Raw genomic sequence first — 20,623 nt, 5'->3', positions numbered from 1 at the left:
GAGTGTTCGATGAGCAGGAGCTTGCGCAGTGACAAGCGGATACGCGACAGAACTCGGCGACGTGGCGATGCGGGTGCGGACATGACTCCCCCAGCGGTAAGGTACGCCTGATTGCGTACCTGCAGGAAAGGTACGCGCATAGGCGTACCTTGTCGAGGGGTGAAGTGATGGCGGCGGGCGAGTTGGCGCACCCTCGCGCTGAGGAGCTGGAAGTGGGGCCGATCCTCTTGGCGCTTGCCGATGCGAACCGGCGCCGGGTCGTGGCCGAACTGGCCGAACGGCCGGACGAAGAGCGGCTCTGCGCTTCCTTCGACATGCCGGTGAGCAAGTCCAGCCGCACCCGTCACTGGCGAGTGCTGCGCGAGGCGGGCCTGGTGTATCAGCGCGACGCTGGGAACGGGTTGTACATGCGCCTCCGTAAGGACGACCTGGACCGCCGATTCCCGGGCCTGATCCAGGCCGTCATCGCCGCGGGCTAGATGCGCGCTGCAAGGTGGCGACGGCCGATGAGGGCTGCGGGCGTCGCGGATGTCGCTGACCGGCGCTGGTCCGACGCCTCAGCCGTGCAGGCCCAGCTCGCCCGCGCGCATCCCGGCCTGGAACCGCGAACCCGCGTCCAGGGCGTTGAGTAGTTCGGCGACCGGGCGACGGTGGGTTCGCAGGGACATGCCGAGCTCCCGTGCGGCTGTCTCGTCGGTGGCGCCCGAGCCGAGCGCCCGCAGGACGGTCCGGCTCTCGGCATCGAGCCGGGGCTGGTCGCCGTGCGGGAACGCTGTGAGATCGGTGGCGGTTTCCCAGGCGGCTTCGAACAGCGCGTATGTCCCGCCGACCAGACTGGACGCGGTGGTCATGGTGTACTCACGGCCTTCGGGGGCGTTCAAGCCGGCGAGGATTGCGAACCGGCGGTCGATGACGATCGTCTCGTGGGGGCAAGCGGTGGCGGCGATCCGCACCTGGGCGCCCCTGCCGACAAGCTCGCTCAGGTGCTCGCGGCTACGCTCGTCAGCCAGCACAGCGGGGCTGTAGAGCTTGCGGATCTGCGGAGTGCCGCTGCTTCCCAGCCGGTCGCGGGCGGCCTGCCGGGCTCCGGGGCGTGACCAGGTGTTGAGATCGCGGGCGGCACAGATGAACTCCTCCCGGACAGAGGAGAACAGATGCTCGGTACGAGCGAGGAGCTCCAGGTCACCGCGGATCGTCACGATCTCTGCCACCCCGCCATTCTGCCCGTTGGCAGCAAGCTGCCACGGGTTCGCGGCACGAACTCCTCACCCACGAAGCTGAATTCATGAGCAATGACTACCGCCTCGGTGGTGACCTTCTGGTCAGCCGGATCGGCTTCGGGGCCATGCGACTGGCCACGAACAGCTTCCGTGGTCCGGCCCGCGATCCCGAAACCGGTCGCGCCGTCCTGCGTCGCGCCGTTGAACTCGGTGTCAACCACATCGACACCGCCGCCTTCTACACCAGCGGCGACGGCACCGTTCGAGCCAACGCCCTGATCCGCGAGGCCCTCCACCCCTACCCGGCCGACCTGGTCATCGCGACCAAGGTCGGCCCGGTCCGCACCCACGACGGGGGCCTGGCCGGGACCACCGATCCCGCGGAGCTACGGCCGTTGGTCGAGGAGAACCTCGAAGCCCTCGGCGTGGACCGCCTCGATCTGGTCTACCTGCGCATCGGGGGCATCGAGCCGCCACCCCAGGGCGAATCCGTCGCCGAACGCTTCGAGGCGCTGGCCGCCATGCGTGAGGAAGGCCTGATCCGCCACCTCGGCCTGAGCAACGTCGGCACCGGCCACGTCGCCGAGGCCCGTGCGATCGCACCCGTCTCAGCCGTCCAGAACCACTTCCACGCCGCCAAGCGCGATGACATGGAGCTCCTGGCCACCTGCGAGGAGGCCGGCATCGCCTATGTGCCGTTCTTCCCGCTGGGCGGCGGGGTGAGCGACCTCACCGGTGACCGCATCGCCAAGATCGCGGACCGGCGTGGCGCCACAGTCCCTCAGATCGCCCTGGCCTGGCTGCTCGCCTCCTCACCCGTGGCCCTGGCCATCCCCGGAACCGGCTCCGTCGCCCACCTGGAGGAAAACACCGCCGCCGGCTCGATTTCTCTCACCCGAGAGGATCTCTCGGACCTCACGTGACCAGCCAACGTGTCGGAGGCCGCCTGATGCGAACGAGCCCCGTCAGCTTTCTCGGCCCGGCCCTGAGGGCAAACACAGCTGCGTGATCACCGACCGCCACGGCGGCCCGGTCTCCCGACTCGCCGCTGCCACGAAGCCGGTTCAACTCCAGATGGGCGACCAACTCGTCGACCACGCCCTCTCCTTGCTCCCCGACACCCAGCCCGGCGACCTCCGCCACCTCGCCGAGCGCCTGACCGAGGCATTGCGGGACGCCCTCCGTATCGCGGAGAGCCGAGGCCGACGCCTGACCGACCCGAGCAAGCCATAGCTACGTCATGTGCGCCGGACCGACTCCATGGTTCTGTCCGGCGCACCAGGGCCCGCCCGACCGCAGCGTCTCACCGCCGCGACCAGCTCAACCCCCATCCCAACAGCAGCCACACCGCCGCCACCCCGCACACCCCGCCCCACCCGAAGTGGCTGAAGGCGAACCCGGCGAGGGCCGAGGCGCCGGCGCCGCCCGCGAAACCGGAGACCACATAGGCGGTGTTGGCGGTGGCCGGGGTGGACGTGGCGGTCAGGGCGAGGGTCTGGTTGGCGACGTGGGACGCCACCAGCGCCGCGTGGATCAGGACCGCGGCGGCGAACAGCGCGCCCAGCGTGTGCCCGCCCAGCCAGAACAGCGGCACGGACACGGTGGCGAGCAGATACGCGGACCGCACCACACGCTCCGCGCCGAATCGGTCCACGAGCCCGCCGGCCAGCGGCGCCACCGCACTCGCCGTCAGTCCGAAGAGCCCGAAGAGCCCGGCCGTCGCGGTGGACAGCCCGTACGCCGGCCCGGTCAGCAGCAGGGCGAGCGAGGTCCACAGCGCGCTCCACGCCCCGAACATCCCGGCCTGCCGCAGGCAGGCGCGCCACAGGTCGGGCGAGCGGCGCAGCACCGAGGGCAGCGCGGCGAGGCCGGCGAACAGCGGGCCTTCCCGCCGCCGCTGCGACGGCAGGACGAGGGCGGTCGCGAGCCCCAGGACGAGGGTCAGCACGGCCGCGCCCGCGAACACCCAGCGCCAGCCGAAGGCCTGTCCGGCCAGTCCGCCCAGCACCCGGGCCGCGACGATGCCGGTGAACAGGCCCGCGATGACGGCCGCGACATGGCGGGCACGCCGCTCGGCCGGGGCGCGCTCGGCGACCAGCGGCACGAGCAGCTGCGGGATGACGGTCGCCGCCGAGGCGACGAACACGGCGACCGCGAGGGCCGTGACGCCTGGGGCGGCCGCACTGGCGGCCAGCGCGACGGTGGTGACGAGCGTGAGCCCGCCGACCAGCCGGCGCCGGTTCACGCTGTCGCCGAGCGGCGCGAAGAACAGCAGGCCGACCGCGTAGCCGAGCTGCGCGACCGAGGCGATCCAGGCGACGGCCGAGGGCGCCGAGCCGAAGTCGCGGGCCATGAGTGAGAGCAGCGGGGCGGCGAGGTAGATGTTGGCGGCGGTGACCGCGCTGCACACGGCGAGCAGGGTGAGGAAAAGACCGGGGGAGGGCGTACGCGCCTGCCGCACGGGGGCCGTGCCGACCCGGCGGGACGCGGTCGTGGTCGTGGTCGCTGACGGCATGCGAGGAGGACCCCTTGGAGTCGGCTCTAACAACTAACTGGTTGGTTGGGTAATGGGCAACAGTGTGGGCCGCCCTCCGATTCCCTGTCAACCAAATAGTTGGTTACTCCGCGCGCTACCCTCTCCCCCATGGGAGCAGCAAGGGACCCCGAGGCCACCAAGGCCAGGATCTTCGAGGCGGCGGTCGCCGAGTTCGCCCGGCACGGCATCGCCGGCGCCCGCATCGACCGCATCGCCGCCGAGGCCAAGGCCAACAAGCAGTTGATCTACGCCTACTTCGGCAACAAGGCGGAGCTGTTCGCGATCGTCCTCGAGAAGAAGATGCTCCACCTCGCCGAGGCCGTCCCCGTCGACCCGGACGACATCGAGGGCTGGGTCGACCGTCTGATGGACTACCACGCCGCCCACCCGGAGCTGCTGCGCCTGCTCTTCTGGGAGGGTTTGGAGTACGGCGACACCGAACTGCCCCACGAGTCCGACCGCCGGGAGCACTACGCCCGCAAGGTCGCCGCCCTCCAGGACGGCCAGGACCGGGGAGTCGTCACCGACGCCATCCCGGCGGCCGACCTGCTGTTCCTGCTGACCGCCCTGGCCAACTGGACCGCGGTCGTGCCCCAGATGCGACGCATCCTGGTAGGAGGCGAGGACCCCGGCCGGGACCGCCTGCGCACCTCGGTCAAGGAGGCGGCCCGCCGTCTGACGGCCCGATAGCGCGCTCGGACACGGCTAGTTGGTCCCGATCCGGGACAGCAGATCGACGATCCGGGACTGCACCTCGCCGCTGGTGGACCGCTCCGCGAGGAAGAGCACCGTTTCTCCGGAGGCCAGCCGCGGCAGGTCGGCCTGGTCGACGGCGGCGGTGTAGACGACGAGCGGGGTGCGGTTGAGCTGCCCGTTCGCGCGCAGCCAGTCCACGATCCCGGCCTGCCGCCGGTGCACCTGCATCAGGTCCATCACGACCAGGTTCGGCCGGAACTGCCCCGCCAGCGTCACCGCGTCGGCGTCACTCGCCGCCCGCGCGACCTGCATCCCGCGCCGCTCCAGCGTCGCCGTCAGCGCCAGCGCGATCTCCGCGTGCTCCTCGATCAGCAGCACGCGCGGCGGGTGCTGCTCACTGTCGCGCGGCGCCAGCGCCTTCAGCAGGACGGCGGGATCGGCACCGTAGGCCGCGTCCCTCGAGGCCTGCCCGAGTCCGGCCGTGACCAGGACGGGCACCTCGGCGGCGACGGCGGCCTGCCGCAGCGACTGCAACGCCGTACGCGTGATCGGCCCGGTCAGCGGGTCGACGAACAGCGCGGCGGGGAAGGCCGCGATCTGCGCGTCGACCTCCTCGCGCGAGTTCACGATCACGGGCCGGTAACCGCGGTCGCTCAGCGCCTGCGAGGTGCTGACGTCCGGCGCGGGCCACACCAGCAGCCGCCGCGGGTTGTCCAGCGGCTCCGGCGGCAACTCGTCGTCCATCGGCTGCGGCAGCGGAGGGTCGGCCACCTCGACGGCACCGCCCGGCCCGTCCAGCGGCTCCGGCCCCTCGGCGGCGTTCTCGTCCGGCGCGCCTATGGCGTACGACCGGCCACCGCCCTCGGTCATCTGCGCGAGCCGCGACTGACCGGCGAGGGACGGCTGCGCCGGGACCGGCGCGGAGACCGGGGCGGTGCCCTGCGCGGGCGTCGGCTCGGCCTGCGGATGCGGGCGCGCGGCCTGCTCCGGGCGGGGCGCCGGTTCCTGGCGGGAGGTCTGCTCGGTCCGCCCGGCCTGTTCCGTCCGCGTGGCCGGGTCGGGCGGAGTGCCGAGCTTGCGGCGCCGGCCCGATCCGCCCGACTGGTGCGGGGGCGGCGTCGCCGAGGGCTGGGGGGCGGGCACGCCCGGCGCCTGCGGGGCGGAAGCGCCCGAGGGACGCGCGGTCGGCACGCCCGACGGCTGCTGCACCTGGGCCGCCTGCCGGTTGAACGGCACGCCCTGGCCCAGCGTCCGCACGCTGATCGCCCGCCCCTGCGTGGAGTTCGGGTCGACGGGCGCGGCCGCCTCCGCGGGCAACGGCTGAGCCGCCCGCTGCCCCTGCGCCGCGCCCTCCGGGGGCAACGGGGTGCCCGGGGCCGGGGTGTGGAGCTGCGGGGGCTGAACTGCCGGGGGGCCGGTCGGGGGTGCTGGGTGTGCGGTGCCGTGGGGAGGCGCGGGCTGCGCCGCGCCGTTCGGAGGCATGGCGATACCGGCCCCCGTGCTGTCGTCGGCGGCGGGCCAGGGCTGGGGGGTGGGGGCGGGCGCGGGCGCGCCCTGGGCTCCGGGTGTGGCGATGCCCTGGCTAGGGGTGCCCGGAGCAGGGGTGCCCTGTCCGGGGGCGGCCTCGGCGGGGAGCGGCTGACCGGCGGAGGGCTGCTGCCCCGGTGTGGCGACGCCCTGCTGCGGCAGGGGCTGCGCGACGTGGGGCTGGTTCACGGAGGCAGGCTGGAGCGCCTGCCCCGGGAGGGCCGCCTGCACGCTGTGCCCGAGAGCACCCGGTGCGGGAACGGACACGGCCTGCGGGGGTACGGCGACGCCCTGGGGCGGGACCGCGGTGCCCTGCGGCTGAGGGACGTTCCCCTGCGGGACGTTGCCCTGCGGGTGCACGGCACCCCCCTGGGCCGGAACCGCCACGCCCTGCGGCGGCACGGCCGTACCGGGCGCGACCTGCCCGGCGGCCGCTCCAGCCTGTACGGCCACACCCTGACCCGGAGCGCCCTGCACCGGACCGGCCTGACCCGCCGGAACCCGACCGGTGACGTCCTGCTGAGCGGGAACCCCCTGCTCAGGCCCCGCCGGCACGGAACCCGCCGGGGCGAGACCCGCCTGACCAGCACCTCCCTGACCGGCACCGCCCTGCGCAGGAGTCTGCTGTCCAGCCCCCTGCACAGCCGAGCCGGCCCCAGCACCCGCCGTACCGGGCGCCTGCGCTCCGGCCCCGTCGGCCGGCTGAGCCGCCACGGCCCGCCGCCGACGACCGGTCGGCGCACTCGTGGGATGCGGCTGGGGCGGCGTGTGATCGGCGGACTGGTCGTGCGGGACGGCGTCGTGCCGCCCCTCCTCGGCCACCCCGTCACCGACGGCAGCCGAACCGGGAACCGCCACGGCCCCCTGCCCGGGCACCTGCCCCTGCCCGGGCACCTGCCCCTGCCCCGGCACCTGCCCCTGACCAGGCACACCACCTGGGGCGACCTGCTGCCCCTGGTCGGCCGGGCCGGCCGGGTGGACCGGGGCCTGATCGGACTCGGCCGGCGGCAAGGCGAACACAGCACGCGGCCCCGCTGCCTCCTGCGCTGCCGCTCGCTCGGCGGCAGCAGCCAGCGCCCGCCGCCGACGCCCGGTCGGCTGCGAAGCCTGACCCTGGCCCTGACCTTGCCCCTGGGCCGCATCGGCGGACCCCGGGGCGGCCTCGGCGGACGGCGCGGGCAGGGCCGGCGGCAGCGCGTGCTGCTCGCCGGGTTCACGCCGGGCCCTCCGCCCGGAGGGCGCGGGCACGCCCTGCGGCGGAACGGTCCCGCCCAGCCCCGTACCCGAGGCGGCGGTCCCCGCCGCATGCTCGGCGGCCGTGACGACGGCCCCTTCGGCGACACCCTGGACGGCACCCCCGACGGGCAGGGCCGGAGCCGCACCGGCGTCCTCGGCCGCGCGCCGCCGGCGCCCGGTACCGCCCGACACGTCCGCACCCTCGCCGGAAGCCTGCGCGGGAAGGGCGGCCGGTTCCCCGGCGGCCCGCCTCCTGCGCCGCCCGGTGGGCGCGGCCCCCTCGGCACCGGTCCCACCGGCCCCGTCGCCCTCAGCGGGAACGTCACCGTCCAGGAACGCATCGGTGTTGGACCGCCGCGCCCGGCGCCGCCCTCCACCCGAGGTCTGCCCACCGGACGTCTGATCACCGGAGGTCTGTTCACCGGCGGCAGCAGGCAGCCCCTCGTCGACCGCCTGGGCGGCCACGTCTGCGGCAACGGCCCCGGCCCCGCCCCCGATCGGCACTTCGAGGACGTACGCGTTACCGCTCATCCCCGGCACTTCATGCGTCTGGAGCACGCCACCGTGAGCCCGGACGATCCCGCGGACGATGGGCTCGTGCACGGTGTCGCCGCCGGCGTACGGCCCGCGTACCTCGATACGTACGACCTCGCCGCGCTGGGCCGCCGCCACCACGACGGTGTTGTCCATGTAACCGCCGGCCGACACGGGCGTGTTGCCGGTCGCGTCGACCCCGGCCACGTCCGCGACCAGATGCGCGAGGGCGGTCGCGAGCAGCCGGGGATCGACCTCGGCCTCGATGGGCGGCGCGTGCACGGCGAACTGCACCCGCCCGGGCCCGATGAGCTCGACGGCCCCGTCGACACCGGCGGCGACGACGGCGTCCAGCATCACCTTCGTACGGGAGATGCCCTCGCCGCCCGCGTCGAGCCGCTGATAGCCGAGGACGTTGTCGATGAGCGTCGTGATGCGCGCATAGCCGGCGGAGAGGTGGTGCAGCACCTGGTTGGCCTCGGGCCACAGCTGCCCGGCGTCGTCCGCGGCCAGCGCGGACAGCTCGCGCCGCAGCTCCTCCAGCGGTCCGCGCAGCGACCGCCCGAGCAGGGTCAGCAACTGCTCGTGCCGCGCGGCGAGCGCCTCGTACCGGTCCTTCTCCCGCTCACCGAGAGCGGCGTACCGCTCCTCGTTCGCGCCGAGTTCCTCGGCGTGCCGCTCGTGCAGCTCCTCCAGCTCGGTGACGTGCTGCTGGCGCAGCGCGGTCAGCTCGGAGGCGTGCTCCTCGGCGATCCGCTCCAGCTCTTCCTCGTGGCGTTTCTCCGCCGCCTCCTTCTCCCGGACGACGGCGTCGTACGGCCGCCGGTCGGTGAAGGTCATCACGGCGCCGACGAGCTGGTCGCCGTCGCGCACGGGCGCGGTCGTCAGGTCGACCGGCACCTTGCCGCCGTCCTTGGCGTACAGCACCTGCCCGCGCACCCGGTGCTTGCGCCCGGAGCGCAGGGTGTCGGCGAGCGGCGACTCCTCGTACGGGAAGGGCGATCCGTCGGCGCGCGAGTGCAGCACGAGATCGTGCAGTGCGCGCCCGCCGAGATCGCTGGCCCGGAAACCCAGTATCTGGGCGGCGGCCGGATTGACGAGCACGATCCGCCCGTCGGTGTCGGTCCCTACGACGCCCTCGGACGCGGCCCGCAGGATCATCTCGGTCTGCCGCTGCGACCGCGCCAGCTCGGCCTCTGTGTCCACGGTCCCGGACAGGTCCCGCACGACGAGCATGAGCAACTCGTCGCCGGTGTAGCCGTAACTGTCGTAGGCCTGCTGCCCGTTCTCCAGATTCGCACTGGTGACCTCGACGGGAAATTCGGTCCCGTCCGTCCTGCGCGCGATCATCCGGGTCGGCTTGGTCCGGGCATGCGGATCGAGGTGCGCCTGCCGCCGCATGGACCCAGGGATGAGCTTGGAGTCGAACTGCGGCAGCAGATCGAGCAGCCCGCGCCCCACCAGAGCGGTCCCCGGGGTCTCGAAGGCCTCCAGGGCGATGGTGTTGGCGTTGACGACCGTCCCGTTGGCATTGACCAGCACCAACGCGTCGGGAAGGGCGTCCAGTATGGCTGCGAGGCGAGCAGCGCCTCGGGATGGCCTGCTGCTCACGAGACGCTTCCTCCCTGTTACCGCACCTTGCCGACCGCTCGGGCCATCTTGCCAACCGTCCCGCGGCGTGTCACGCGAGGGAGTCTAAGGGCTGCGGTTGCGCTCGCGACGCCGGATGAGAGCGAGGTCGCACCAGGAAGCGACCCCGAACTGACGACCGAGTAACCGGAAACGCCCGCCCTCCTGCAACGACGTCGCGGGACCTTCGCGGGACCTTTACGAGGACAGTGTTTCTGTACCTTTTCGCCCGGGTGGCCGGATGAGGGCGCGCGTGGCCGGATAGGGACGCCAAGTGCCGACACGCGCTTCCCTCAGGTCCCTCTGCTCCCGCTCTTCCCTCAGGAGCGCTTGTCGGATCCCATGTCCGGCAGCAGCGGCACGAGCCGGTCCCAGCGGGCGATCCCGCAGCCGTCACGGCGGTCGTACGTGGCGTCGACGGGCCGCCCGGCCCAGGTTCCGGTGACGTGCGCGGTGGCCGGCCCGCCGTACTGCATGGTGCAGAAGCCCCCTTCCGGGGCAGGTGCGAAGAGGTCCTTCCCCCACCGCTTGTCCCGCTTCAGGGTGGCGCAGGCTCCGCGCGGGTCGGGGTGGTTGCCGCCGTCGGGCCCGCAGTACAACTCATACGTCCCATCGGCCTCACCGCCCGCGTTCCGCACGGTGACGGTGAGATGGTCGCGGTCCGGGCCCTGGCCCCGATCGAGCCCGACCTGGGACGGGCCGGCCTGGGCGTACGCGGCCGGGGAGACCGCGGCCAGCGACCCGAAGGCGGCGACGGAGGCGGCGGCACCGACGACGAGCCGCCGCAGAACGGGGCGAGCGAGGGGCCGGGAGGTCCGGGACGCGTTTCCGGGGTTGCCCCGGCGAATGGCATGTGGCATCGACATGACCTGACTAACGCGGCGCGGCCCGGTACGTTGCGCGCCGGGCCGGGGCGCCGCACGACTTCACCGCACACCCCACCACCCCACGCACCGGCGCACCCCCCTCTACCGGCCGGACAAGGCCTTTGCCCTGCGCCCTTCCCGCCTAGTACCGTGGGGGTCGATTGGTGACAGCACGCTCGACTGTGTCATCATCGGCACGCACCGACTCGCGCTCGCGCGGGAGGATGTGCCTGGAGGCGTCGCCTAGTCCGGTCTATGGCGCCGCACTGCTAATGCGGTTTGGGCCTTAAAGCCCATCGAGGGTTCAAATCCCTCCGCCTCCGCACCTGATCACGAAGCCCCGGTCACCCGACCGGGGCTTCGCTGTAACCGGCCCCCGTGCGAATGTCCCTTTGAGGCCATTTCCGCAGGTCGCAAGGGGTATGGCAAACGGATTTCACATGGCGGCGGCAGTCATGTAATGTTCTTCCTGTCGCCGCGAGCGAGCCAGAAGGCCCGGGAGCGGCGAAAAAACAGAACAAGCACTCGTAGCTTAACGGATAGAGCATCTGACTACGGATCAGAAGGTTGCAGGTTCGAATCCTGCCGAGTGCACACAGGTCAGAGGCCCCGGATCACTCCGGGGCCTCTGACGTTTCCCCGGCGACGGGCGCTCATCGTTCCCGGCCGTTCGGGGGATGCGCGGGTCGTCGCCGACGCCTTTCGCGCGCCGTGGGGCATCCCTTGATCGAACGCAAGGGAGACATGATGCCGCTCTACCTATCGAGGTTCAGCTACACCCCGGAGACCTGGGCGAGGCTGATCGGCCGCCCGGAGGACCGCGCACAGGCCGCTCAGTCGTACATCGAGTCCGTCGGCGGGAAGCTCCATGGCTTCTGGTATGCCTTCGGCACGCACGACGGCTACAACCTGTGGGAGGCTCCGGACAACGTGTCCATGGCCGCTGTCGCCCTGGCGATCAGCGGAGGCGGCGCGCTCAGTTCGTTCGAGACGACGGTCCTCCTGACCGTCGACGAAACGATCGAGGCCCTGCGCACAGCCGAGCAAGTCCGGTACCGGGCTCCTGGCGCGTAGCGGTCCAGGTCATTTCCAGCATTCGGGGTGAAGTGTCAGGCCGCGGTACGGCAGAGAAGTGCAGCAACCCGGGACACGCACGGAGTGCGTCTGCCGGGGCTTCGGTCAGGCGCTCGGCGAGCAGACGAAGATCGTTCGGCATCCGAGCCGAGGTCGGCCTCGGCTCGTTTGTCGCCGAGCGGCCTGTAGAGGCTGACGTCGGCACCGACCGATGAATTCGCACGTCTGCCCGACGGGGGATCACTAAGGTACGCGGCATGACGCTGCAACTTGTTCAGGTGAACATCAAGGCCCGCGACGACTCGGCGCTCGGCCAGTTCTGGGCGGAGGCGCTCGGCTGGGGTGTTTCCAGCGAAGGGCCCGGCGTCACCAACCTGGAACCCGTGGGCTTCGACTGGCCGGACCCGTCCGCCGTCTGCATCGATCTCGTCCGTGTCCCGGACCCGGAGACGGTGAAGTACCGCGTGCACATCGAGCTCGCCACCACCTCCGACGCCCATCAGGCGGAGTTGGTCGCACGTCTGAAGGAACTCGGGGCCACGCCCGCCGATGTGTGCCAGGGCGACGTGCCCTGGACGGTGATGGCCGACCCGGAAGGCAACGTGTTCAGCGTCCTGGAGCCCCGGGCGCTCTACCGGGACACCGGGCCGATAGCCGCCGTGGTCGTCGAGTGCGCCGACCCACGGGTCATGGTCCGGTTCTGGGGTGAGGCGATCGACTGGACCGTCCACGAGCTGACGGACGACCGCGCCCTGCTGCGCTCCGTCAAGGGCGTCGGGCCGTACCTGGAGTTCCGCCGCACGCCCGACGACGAGGTCGTATGGAACCGCATCCATCTCGACGTGATGTCCGACCCCGTCGAGGACCAGGCGCGGGAGGTCGCCCGGCTCGAAGGCCTCGGCGCGGTACGGGCCGACGTGGGTCAGGGTGACGTCTCCTGGATCGTCATGGCCGACCCGGAGGGCAACGAGTTCTGCGTCCTCGGCCGGGGCTGACGCGACGCGGGGCGCACGACGGCGACGACGAGGTTCTGCTGAAACTCGGTCAGCATCACTCCGCGGCCGTCACGAAGGCAGAAGAAGCCGACTCCATGGCCGGCCCCTCTCTCGGTTGGGTCAGTCAGTGCGGCAGTGTTCCTCCAGGTAGTCCGCCGCCAGCGTGCTCGCGCGGGTGAACCAGTCGTTCAGGACGGCGATTTCCTCGGGGGAGTAGTCCGCGAAGAGTTGCGTGAGCCGGGCGTAGTACGGCTCGTAGACCTCTCGGACGTGGGCGACCGCGTCGGGCCGGGCGGCTACGCGGATGCGGCGGCGGTCGGTCGGGTCGGGGCGGCGGGTGATGTAGCCGGCGCGTTCCAGGCGGTTGAGGATGCCGGTGACCGCGCCCGTCGTGACGTGGACTCGGGCTGCCAGGTCGCCGGCCGTGGGCAGGTTCTCACCGGCCTCGATGACGTAGGCGAAGCAGGTGAGGTCGGTCACACTCAGGCCTACCTGTTGGGCGATCTCGTGCTGTCCGACCAGGTGGGTCGCGATGAGGCGGTCCATCGCCGACAGCGCCTGCTCCGGCGTGGCGGCCGGACGCGGCTTGGCTTGCATGCCCAGGTCCCTTAGTTCGTGAGATGTTTGGCTCGTCAAAGGCTTAGTGGGTGAGGGGTTCGGGGGTCAGTCTCCATGAGCCCTCATGGGAGGGGGCAGCGCATGAGCGCACATCAGTATGACCACGGGCATACCGTCGCGGGATGGGTCGGAACCGGCATCGCGAGTGTCGGGGCCGCTGTGGCGGGTGCGGGGGTGTGTTTTGTCTCCGGTGTGATGATCGCCGGTGGGCTCGGGATCGCTGTGGTCGGTCTGCTGGTCACCTGGGCGCTGCACCTGGCCGGCTGGGGAAGGGCCCGGGGGTCCGGCCCCGGGAGGAGTGGGGGTGGCGGGTGCGGGACTCGCAGGCGCGGGCCGGGCATGACGCGTGCCTCGGGTGCCGGCTGGCCGGACGGCGGCGTCCGGCGGGTTCGGGCCGCACCGCGGAGGTGGCCGGGGGTGTTTCCGTGCGCGGCGCTGTGAGTGTGGGCGGGGAGACCGGGGCCGCAGCCGTGGGGGCCGACTCCGGGCGCTGACGCGCGCGGACGCCGTTGTCAGTGGTGCCCTCTAGTCTCGACAGAGATGGCACAGGCGTGGAAGTGCTCGGGGCTGCGGTGGTCGGCGGACGGTCCCGTGCTGGCGTGGGACGGCGGGCGGCGCAGTGCGCTGACCTGGGGAAAGCGGGTGGCCTTCGAGGTCGCGGAAGGGGGCGTGCGGACGTGCGTGGGGGCTCGGGGGTACGCGTGCCCGACGGGGGCGGCCGTGTCGGGGCGGAGTACGGGGGCGCGGTGCGAGGAGTGTGCGCGGCTGGACCGGGCGCACTCCGTGGCCGCCGACACGATCGCGGACGACCCACGGCCGTATCACGTGTACTTGGCGTGGTTCGGGCCCGGCATGGTCAAGGTCGGGATCACGGCGGAGGAGCGGGGCTCCGCGCGGCTGCTCGAGCAGGGGGCCGTGTGCTTCAGCTGGCTCGGAGTCGGGCCGCTCATGGCCGCTCGGCGCACCGAGGAGCTGTTGCGGGCCGCGCTGCGGGTGCCCGACCGGATTCCATACGTCGCGAAGCGGGCCGTGCGGGCCGTGCTTCCGGAGGCGGCGGCTGACCGGGCCGTCGAGGTCGCCGAGTTGCATGCGCGGGCGGTCGCTCTGTGTGAGTGGCCGGAGTCGCTCGTGCGGGAGCCTCTGCGCGTTGTCGACCACGTGGAGGTGTTCGGGCTCGCCGGGCTGCCCGTCGCCGTCGGGGAGGTGGCCGAGCTCGTCGCCGGTGGGGCCGTGAGCGGGGAGCTCGTGGCCGCTGCCGGGCCCGATCTGCATCTGGCGACCGGGGGTGGCGTCGTCGTGCTGGATACGCGGCTGATGAGCGGGTGGGGGCTCGTGCCTGCCGCCGAGGGTACGGAATTGACCGTTCCGGTGAGGGGGTTCAAGGAGGAGGTGGGAATGCAGGACGGGTTGTTCTGAAACGCCCGCGGATGAGCCTGCCTGCTGATGAACCTCGGCCGCTGATGCCCCGCCCGCTGATCCTCCCCCGCTGTTGAACGTCCTGCCGGGCCGCCCAGCGGATCCACAGCTTCACCATCGCGTCTCACCGCGGCCGCCACTGCCCCCACCCCGCTGGATGCCGGCATTCCCAGGCGTTCCCTGAGAAGTGCCTGTGTGTTTCTCAGGGAAATCACAGGTTGTCGAAAGGGTGCTCTCAGAGCACCCCGACATCGTGTCCACCATGACCACGACCTCGCCCCAAGGGCGCACCGAACTGCTGAGGCCGGATGGGAGCCCCGTCCGAGTGCTTGTGGTGGACGACGAGATGTCGATCACCGAGCTGCTGTCCATGGCCCTCCGTTACGAGGGCTGGCAGATCCGGAGCGCCGGAGACGGCCAGGGCGCCATCCAGACCGCGCGTGACTTCCGGCCCGACGCCGTGGTCCTCGACATGATGCTGCCCGACATGGACGGGCTCGCGGTTCTCGGCCGGCTGCGCCGTGAGCTGCCCGACGTGCCGGTTCTCTTCCTCACCGCCAAGGACGCCGTCGAGGACCGGATCGCCGGGCTGACGGCCGGTGGGGACGACTACGTCACCAAGCCGTTCAGCCTCGAAGAGGTCGTCGCGCGACTGCGCGGGCTGATACGGCGGTCCGGTGCCGCCGACCGGCGCTCCGACTCCATGCTGGTCGTCGGCGACCTCACCCTCGACGAGGACAGCCACGAGGTCACCCGGGGCGGTGACAACATCCACCTGACCGCGACCGAGTTCGAGCTGCTGCGGTTCCTGATGCGCAATCCGCGGCGCGTGCTCAGCAAGGCGCAGATCCTCGACCGCGTGTGGTCGTACGACTTCGGCGGGCAGGCCAACGTCGTCGAGCTGTACATCTCGTATCTGCGGCGGAAGATCGACGCGGGGCGGGAGCCGATGATCCACACCCGGCGTGGTGCCGGTTACCTGATCAAGCCCGCGGCGTCATGAGCGGGCGGCGACGGCCGAGTACGCAGCACAGAGCGGGCAAGCTGTCGCGAGCGGGCAAGCCGCGCACGCTGCGGACGCGGCTCGTCGTCGCGTCCGTGGTGCTGATCGCCGTGGTGTGTGCGGTGATCGGGACGGTGACGACCTTGGCCCTCAGATCGCATCTGTACGAGCAGTTGAACGGGCAGGTCGACGAAGCCGGCAAGCGTCTGTCGGGGCCCATGAAACCCGGCGGCGAGGAGGACACCGACTCGATCGACAGGGTCACCGGCTTCATCAGGGGGCCGGCCCAGCCGGAGACCATCGCCGCAGAGGTTGGTGCCGACGGCAAGGTCACCCGGGCCGCCTACGCCAAGGACTCCCGCGAGAACGGCCCCTTCCAGCGCAATACGCCCGTCAGCCTCACCGACGAGCAGAAGGCCGCCCTCGCCGAGGTGCCGACCAGTGGAATGCACACCGTCGACATCCCCGGCCTCGGCGAGTACCGCGTGCAGTTCGTCCCCGGGGCCGACGGAGGCAGCTACTACGTCGCCCTGCCCACCGAGTCGGTCACCACCACGATCAACACCCTCATCCTCGTCGAGGTGAGCGTCACCGGCGCCGGGCTTGTCGCCGCCGCCATCGCCGGTTACGTCCTCATCGGCGTAGCCACCCGCCCCCTCCGCCGCGTCGCCGCCACCGCCACCCGGGTATCCGAACTCCCCCTGCACACCGGCGAGGTGAACCTCAGCGAGCGGGTCCCCGACTCCGAGACCGACCCGCACACCGAGGTCGGCCAGGTCGGTGCCGCGCTCAACCGGATGCTCGACCACGTCCACGGCGCCCTGCACGCACGGCAGCAGAGCGAGATGCGGGTCAGGCAGTTCGTCGCCGACGCCAGTCACGAGCTGCGGACCCCGCTCGCCTCCATCCGCGGGTACGCCGAGCTGACCAGGCGCGGCAGAGAGGACGTCGGGCCCGACACCCGGCACGCCCTCGGGCGGATCGAGTCCGAGGCCGGGCGCATGACGCTGCTCGTCGAGGATCTGCTGCTGCTCGCCCGGCTGGACGCCGGGCGGCCGTTGCAGTTCGAGCAGACCGACCTCGTACCGCTCGTGGTGGACACCGTCAGCGACGCCCGTGCGGCCGGCCAGGACCACAACTGGCGTCTCGACCTGCCCGACGAGCCCGCCCTCGTGTCCGCGGACGCGGCCCGGCTCCAGCAGGTCCTGGTCAACCTGCTCGGCAACGCCCGCAATCACACACCACCCGGTACGACCGTCACCGCGCGGGTGCAGCGGCGTGGCCCCTGGCTGTGCGTGGACGTCGAGGACAACGGGCAGGGGATTCCCGCCGAGTTGCTGCCGCACGTCTTCGAACGGTTCGCGCGCGGCGACTCCGCGCGGTCCCGTGCCACCGGCTCGACCGGACTCGGCCTCGCCATCGTGCAGGCCGTGGCGACCGCGCACGGCGGTGCCGTGACCGTCGACAGCGTGCCCGGGCGGACCGTGTTCACGGTGCACCTGCCCGCGCTGCCGGCCCGGCCGCAGCCGGACATCAGCCGGCAGCAGCACTCACAGGCACGCCACAGCGTCACCACATGGGCACAACAGGGCGCCTGACGAAAGTCGGTTCCATGCGAACCGACTCTTCTCCCGGCACCCTGCCGGCGCGGGAGCACCTCCCGGCCGCACCAGCCGGTACGCCTGTCCTGGACGTAGTGATCCCCGTCTACAACGAGGAGAAGGACCTCCAGCCGTGCGTCCGCAGACTGCACGAGCACCTCGCCCGCACCTTCCCGTACGCGTTCCGCATCACGATCGCGGACAACGCCTCCACGGACACCACACCGCAGGTGGCGGCACGGCTGGCGGCGGAGATCCCCGAGGTCACCACCTTCCGCCTGGAGCAGAAGGGCCGCGGCCGGGCACTGCGGGCCGTCTGGTCGGCCTCGGACGCCCCCGTCCTCGCCTACATGGACGTGGACCTGTCCACCGACCTCAACGCCCTGCTCCCGCTGGTGGCGCCGCTGATCTCCGGCCACTCGGACCTCGCGATCGGCTCCCGGCTCGCCCGCAGCTCGCGCGTGGTGCGCGGCCCCAAGCGGGAGTTCATCAGCCGGGCCTACAACCTCATCCTGCGCGGCTCGCTCCAGGCCCGCTTCTCGGACGCCCAGTGCGGGTTCAAGGCGATCCGCCGTGACGTGGCGCAGGTGCTGCTGCCCCTGATCGAGGACACCGGCTGGTTCTTCGACACCGAGATGCTGGTGCTCGCCGAGCGCGCGGGGCTGCGTATCCACGAGGTGCCGGTCGACTGGGTCGACGACCCCGACTCGACCGTGCACATCGTCAAGACCGCGACCGACGACCTCAAGGGCGTGTGGCGGGTCGGCAGGGCCCTGGCCACCGGTTCGCTGCCGCTGGACCGGCTCGCCCGGCCGTTCGGTGACGACCCGCGCGACCGTGAGATCAAGGACGTACCGAGGGGCCTCGCCCGGCAGCTGGTCGGCTTCTGCGTCGTGGGCGGCCTCTCCACCCTCTTCTACCTGCTCCTCTACAGCGGCTTCCGCGTCTTCACCGGCTCCCAGGCCGCCAACGCGCTCGCCCTGCTGGTCTCGGCGATCGCGAACACCGCCGCGAATCGGCGGCTCACCTTCGGGGTGCGCGGACGCGGCGGGGCCGTACGGCACCAGGCGCAGGGCCTGGTCGTCTTCGGTATCGGGCTCGCCCTGACCAGCGGCTCGCTCGCCGCGCTCAACGCGGCCACGTCCGAGCCCGCGCACTCCACCGAACTGGCGGTCCTCATCGCCGCCAACCTCGCGGCGACCGTGCTGCGCTTCCTGCTCTTCCGGGCGTGGGTGTTCCCGGACCTGCGCGACAGCGAGACGCCGGTGGTCGCCTCACACCCCACGGCCTCGTACCCCACCGCCTCACGCCCCACCGCCTCACACCCCACCACCCGGTTCCGCGCCGGTGAAGCCGCGGACGGCACCTGGGCGGACGCCACCGTGCAGCTGCTGCCGGTGCGCCCCCACGACACCGATGCGAGGGACTTCCGATGACCGTCCACTACGACCAGCGAATCGCCGACAGAGACAAGAGTCCCGGAACCGGGACCCGCCCCCCGGAACCGACAACAGCAGCACCGGCTCCCGACGCCGGGGAACCCAAGCGGCCCTTGCCGCACCGGCTGTGGCGCGGCCGGCCCGAGGACCCCCGCTGGGCCCGCCCGGCCTTCCTCGCCCTGCTGCTGGCGACCGCGGTGCTCTACCTCTACAGCCTGAGCGCCTCCGGGTACGCCAACTCCTTCTACTCGGCGGCCGTTCAGGCGGGCAGCCAGTCCTGGAAGGCCTTGTTCTTCGGCTCACTCGACGCGGCCAATGCCATCACCGTCGACAAGCCCCCGGCCGCGCTGTGGCCGATGGCCCTGTCCGTACGGCTCTTCGGCCTCAGTTCCTGGGCGATCCTGGTCCCCGAGGTCCTCATGGGCGTCGGCACGGTGGCCGTCGTCTACGCGGCCGTGCGCCGCCGGTTCAGCCCCGCGGCCGGCCTGATCGCGGGCGCGGTGCTGGCGCTCACGCCCGTCGCGGCGCTGATGTTCCGCTTCAACAACCCGGACGCGATGCTGGCCCTGCTGATGGCCGTGGCCTGCTACTTCGTCATCCGGGCCCTGGAGGACGGCCGTACGAAGTGGCTGGTGTGGGCCGGTGTGGCCATCGGCTTCGCCTTCCTCGCCAAGACCCTCCAGGCCTTCCTGATCCTGCCGCCGCTGGCCCTCGTCTACGCCGTGTGCGCACCGGTCTCGGTGAAGAAGCGCTTCGGGCAACTCGCCCTCGCCACGGTCGCGTTGGTCGTCTCCGGCGGCTGGTGGGTCGCGATCGTCGAGCTGTGGCCGGCGTCCTCCCGCCCGTACATCGGCGGCTCGCAGAACAACAGCTTCCTGGAACTGACATTCGGCTACAACGGCCTGGGCCGCCTCAACGGCGACGAGACCGGCAGCGTCGGAGGCGGCGGTGGCGGCGGCAACGGCGGTGGCAACTGGGGCGAGACCGGCTGGGACCGTCTGTTCAGCTCCAGCATCGGCGGCCAGATCTCCTGGCTGATCCCGGCCGCGCTGATCCTGCTCGTGGCGGGCCTGGTGGCCAGGCGCCGGGCACGGCGTACGTCGGCGACGCGCGGGGCCTTCCTCGTCTGGGGCGGCGCTCTGATCACGACCATGCTGGTCTTCAGCTACATGCAGGGCATCTTCCACGAGTACTACACCGTGGCGCTGGCCCCCTACATCGCGCCGCTGATCGGCATGGGCTCGGCGCTGCTCTGGGACAAGCGTGACAAGGCGTGGGCGTCACTGACCCTGGCGGCCGCCATGACGGCCACCGCGGCCTGGGGCTACGTCCTGCTCAACCGCTCCTCCGACTACCTGCCCTGGCTGAAGTGGCTCGTCCTGGTCGGCGGTCTGACGGCGGCCCTCGGCCTGATCTTCGCCGGCCGGCTGGGGCGGCGACTGGCGCTGGGAGCAGCGGGGTTGGGCCTGGTCGCCGCGCTGGCCGGTCCGGCGGCGTACACGCTCACCACGGTGAACGAGGGGCACACGGGCTCGATCGTCACCGCGGGTCCGGCGGTCGCGGGCGGCCGGGGCGGTCCGGGTGGCGGTGGCGCCCCCGGCGGCGGTGGGCCCGGTGGTGGCTTCCCCGGCGGTGGCCAGAACCAGCAGAACGGCAACGGCACCGCCCAGGGTGGGCAGGGCAACGGCTTCCCCGGCGGCGGGTTCCCGGGCGGCGGCCAGAACCAGCAGGGCCAGAACCAGCAGGGCCAGAACCAGCAGGGCCAGAACCAGCAGGGCCAGAACACCACCCCCGGCGGCCAGACCGGCGACGGCGGCCGTACGGGCCGCATGGGCGGCGGTGGCGGCATCGGCGGTCTGCTCAACGGCGCCAGCGTCGGCTCGGAAGCCAAGAAGCTGCTGGAGACCGACGCCGACCAGTACACCTGGGTCGCGGCGGCCGTCGGCGCCCAGAACGCCGCGAGTTACCAGCTGTCCACCGGCGACCCGGTGATGGCCATCGGCGGCTTCAACGGCACGGACCCGTCCCCGACCCTGGCCCAGTTCAAGAAGTACGTGGAGGAAGGGAAGATCCACTTCTTCATCGCGTCCGGCACGGGCGGCGGCATGGGCGGCAGCAGCGACGGCACGTCCTCCCGGATCAGCTCTTGGGTCGAGGCCAACTTCAAGAAGGTCACGGTCGGTTCGGCCACCTTCTACGACCTCACACAGAAGGCGAGCAGCTGACAGTCCCC

Annotated in this window: 16 protein-coding genes, 2 tRNA genes and 1 pseudogene; 14 read left to right on the top strand and 5 right to left on the bottom strand. The window is 72.0% G+C overall.

What is annotated here, in order from left to right; all coding sequences use genetic code 11:
* Positions 1–167: 167 nt before the first annotated feature.
* Positions 168–479, top strand: a complete 312-nt coding sequence (locus V8690_RS20455; protein ID WP_338780879.1) for an ArsR family transcriptional regulator — start codon at positions 168–170, stop codon at positions 477–479.
* A gap of 78 nt (positions 480–557) precedes the next feature.
* Here the strand turns inward: V8690_RS20455 and V8690_RS20450 are convergent, their stop codons facing one another.
* Complete coding sequence (locus V8690_RS20450) at positions 558–1,211, bottom strand: DNA-binding response regulator (RefSeq protein WP_338780877.1); 654 nt, start codon at positions 1,209–1,211, stop codon at positions 558–560.
* A 74-nt stretch (positions 1,212–1,285) separates the two neighbouring features.
* Between V8690_RS20450 and V8690_RS20445 the strand changes: the two genes are divergently transcribed.
* Positions 1,286–2,143, top strand: a complete 858-nt coding sequence (locus V8690_RS20445) for an oxidoreductase (protein ID WP_338780875.1) — start codon at positions 1,286–1,288, stop codon at positions 2,141–2,143.
* An 82-nt stretch (positions 2,144–2,225) separates the two neighbouring features.
* A complete protein-coding gene (locus tag V8690_RS20440; protein WP_338780873.1) occupies positions 2,226–2,453 on the top strand; it encodes a hypothetical protein in 228 nt (75 codons plus the stop codon).
* Between the two features lie 70 nt (positions 2,454–2,523).
* Here V8690_RS20440 and V8690_RS20435 read toward each other — a convergent pair whose 3' ends face one another.
* Positions 2,524–3,735, bottom strand: coding sequence for an MFS transporter (locus V8690_RS20435; RefSeq protein ID WP_338780871.1), 1,212 nt, complete (start codon positions 3,733–3,735; stop codon positions 2,524–2,526).
* Positions 3,736–3,864: 129 nt separating this feature from the next.
* On the opposite strand from V8690_RS20435, the gene V8690_RS20430 reads away from it, so the two are divergent.
* Positions 3,865–4,446 carry a TetR family transcriptional regulator gene (locus tag V8690_RS20430; RefSeq protein ID WP_338780869.1) on the top strand — a complete coding sequence of 194 codons (582 nt, stop codon included), beginning with the start codon at positions 3,865–3,867 and terminating at the stop codon, positions 4,444–4,446.
* A gap of 15 nt (positions 4,447–4,461) precedes the next feature.
* Here V8690_RS20430 and V8690_RS20425 read toward each other — a convergent pair whose 3' ends face one another.
* Complete coding sequence (locus tag V8690_RS20425; RefSeq protein ID WP_338780867.1) at positions 4,462–9,360, bottom strand: PAS domain-containing protein; 4,899 nt, start codon at positions 9,358–9,360, stop codon at positions 4,462–4,464.
* A gap of 338 nt (positions 9,361–9,698) precedes the next feature.
* A complete protein-coding gene (locus tag V8690_RS20420; RefSeq protein WP_338780865.1) occupies positions 9,699–10,238 on the bottom strand; it encodes an SSI family serine proteinase inhibitor in 540 nt (179 codons plus the stop codon).
* A 238-nt stretch (positions 10,239–10,476) separates the two neighbouring features.
* Between V8690_RS20420 and V8690_RS20415 the strand changes: the two genes are divergently transcribed.
* From V8690_RS20415 to V8690_RS20400, 4 genes are all read left to right on the top strand, one after another.
* Positions 10,477–10,567: transfer RNA gene (locus V8690_RS20415), tRNA-Ser, on the top strand.
* A 198-nt stretch (positions 10,568–10,765) separates the two neighbouring features.
* Positions 10,766–10,838 (top strand) — tRNA-Arg (locus V8690_RS20410).
* A gap of 153 nt (positions 10,839–10,991) precedes the next feature.
* On the top strand, positions 10,992–11,318 hold the full coding sequence (locus V8690_RS20405; RefSeq protein ID WP_010032964.1) for a GYD domain-containing protein: 327 nt from the start codon (positions 10,992–10,994) through the stop codon (positions 11,316–11,318).
* A gap of 257 nt (positions 11,319–11,575) precedes the next feature.
* On the top strand, positions 11,576–12,313 hold the full coding sequence (locus tag V8690_RS20400) for a VOC family protein (protein ID WP_338780864.1): 738 nt from the start codon (positions 11,576–11,578) through the stop codon (positions 12,311–12,313).
* Between the two features lie 120 nt (positions 12,314–12,433).
* Here the strand turns inward: V8690_RS20400 and V8690_RS20395 are convergent, their stop codons facing one another.
* Positions 12,434–12,910: a MarR family transcriptional regulator gene (locus tag V8690_RS20395; protein WP_338780863.1), complete on the bottom strand. Its 477-nt coding sequence runs from the start codon at positions 12,908–12,910 to the stop codon at positions 12,434–12,436.
* A gap of 102 nt (positions 12,911–13,012) precedes the next feature.
* Between V8690_RS20395 and V8690_RS20390 the strand changes: the two are divergent.
* From V8690_RS20390 to V8690_RS20365, 6 genes and pseudogenes are all read left to right on the top strand, one after another.
* A pseudogene (locus tag V8690_RS20390) lies at positions 13,013–13,425 on the top strand (HGxxPAAW family protein).
* A gap of 46 nt (positions 13,426–13,471) precedes the next feature.
* A complete protein-coding gene (locus V8690_RS20385) occupies positions 13,472–14,347 on the top strand; it encodes a DUF2797 domain-containing protein (RefSeq protein ID WP_338780862.1) in 876 nt (291 codons plus the stop codon).
* Between the two features lie 262 nt (positions 14,348–14,609).
* Positions 14,610–15,350, top strand: a complete 741-nt coding sequence (locus V8690_RS20380) for a response regulator transcription factor (protein ID WP_338780861.1) — start codon at positions 14,610–14,612, stop codon at positions 15,348–15,350.
* Positions 15,347–16,948, top strand: a complete 1,602-nt coding sequence (locus V8690_RS20375) for a HAMP domain-containing sensor histidine kinase (protein ID WP_338780859.1) — start codon at positions 15,347–15,349, stop codon at positions 16,946–16,948. Before V8690_RS20380 ends, V8690_RS20375 begins: the two co-directional genes overlap by 4 nt.
* Before the next feature lie 14 nt (positions 16,949–16,962).
* Positions 16,963–18,387: a bifunctional glycosyltransferase family 2/GtrA family protein gene (locus tag V8690_RS20370; RefSeq protein ID WP_338780857.1), complete on the top strand. Its 1,425-nt coding sequence runs from the start codon at positions 16,963–16,965 to the stop codon at positions 18,385–18,387.
* On the top strand, positions 18,384–20,615 hold the full coding sequence (locus V8690_RS20365; RefSeq protein ID WP_338780856.1) for a glycosyltransferase family 39 protein: 2,232 nt from the start codon (positions 18,384–18,386) through the stop codon (positions 20,613–20,615). The genes V8690_RS20370 and V8690_RS20365 overlap by 4 nt, the downstream gene beginning before the upstream one ends.
* Positions 20,616–20,623 lie beyond the last annotated feature (8 nt).

Source organism: Streptomyces sp. DG1A-41 (genome assembly GCF_037055355.1).
Taxonomy (GTDB): domain Bacteria; phylum Actinomycetota; class Actinomycetes; order Streptomycetales; family Streptomycetaceae; genus Streptomyces.
This window is presented reverse-complemented; position numbering and strand designations above follow the sequence as displayed.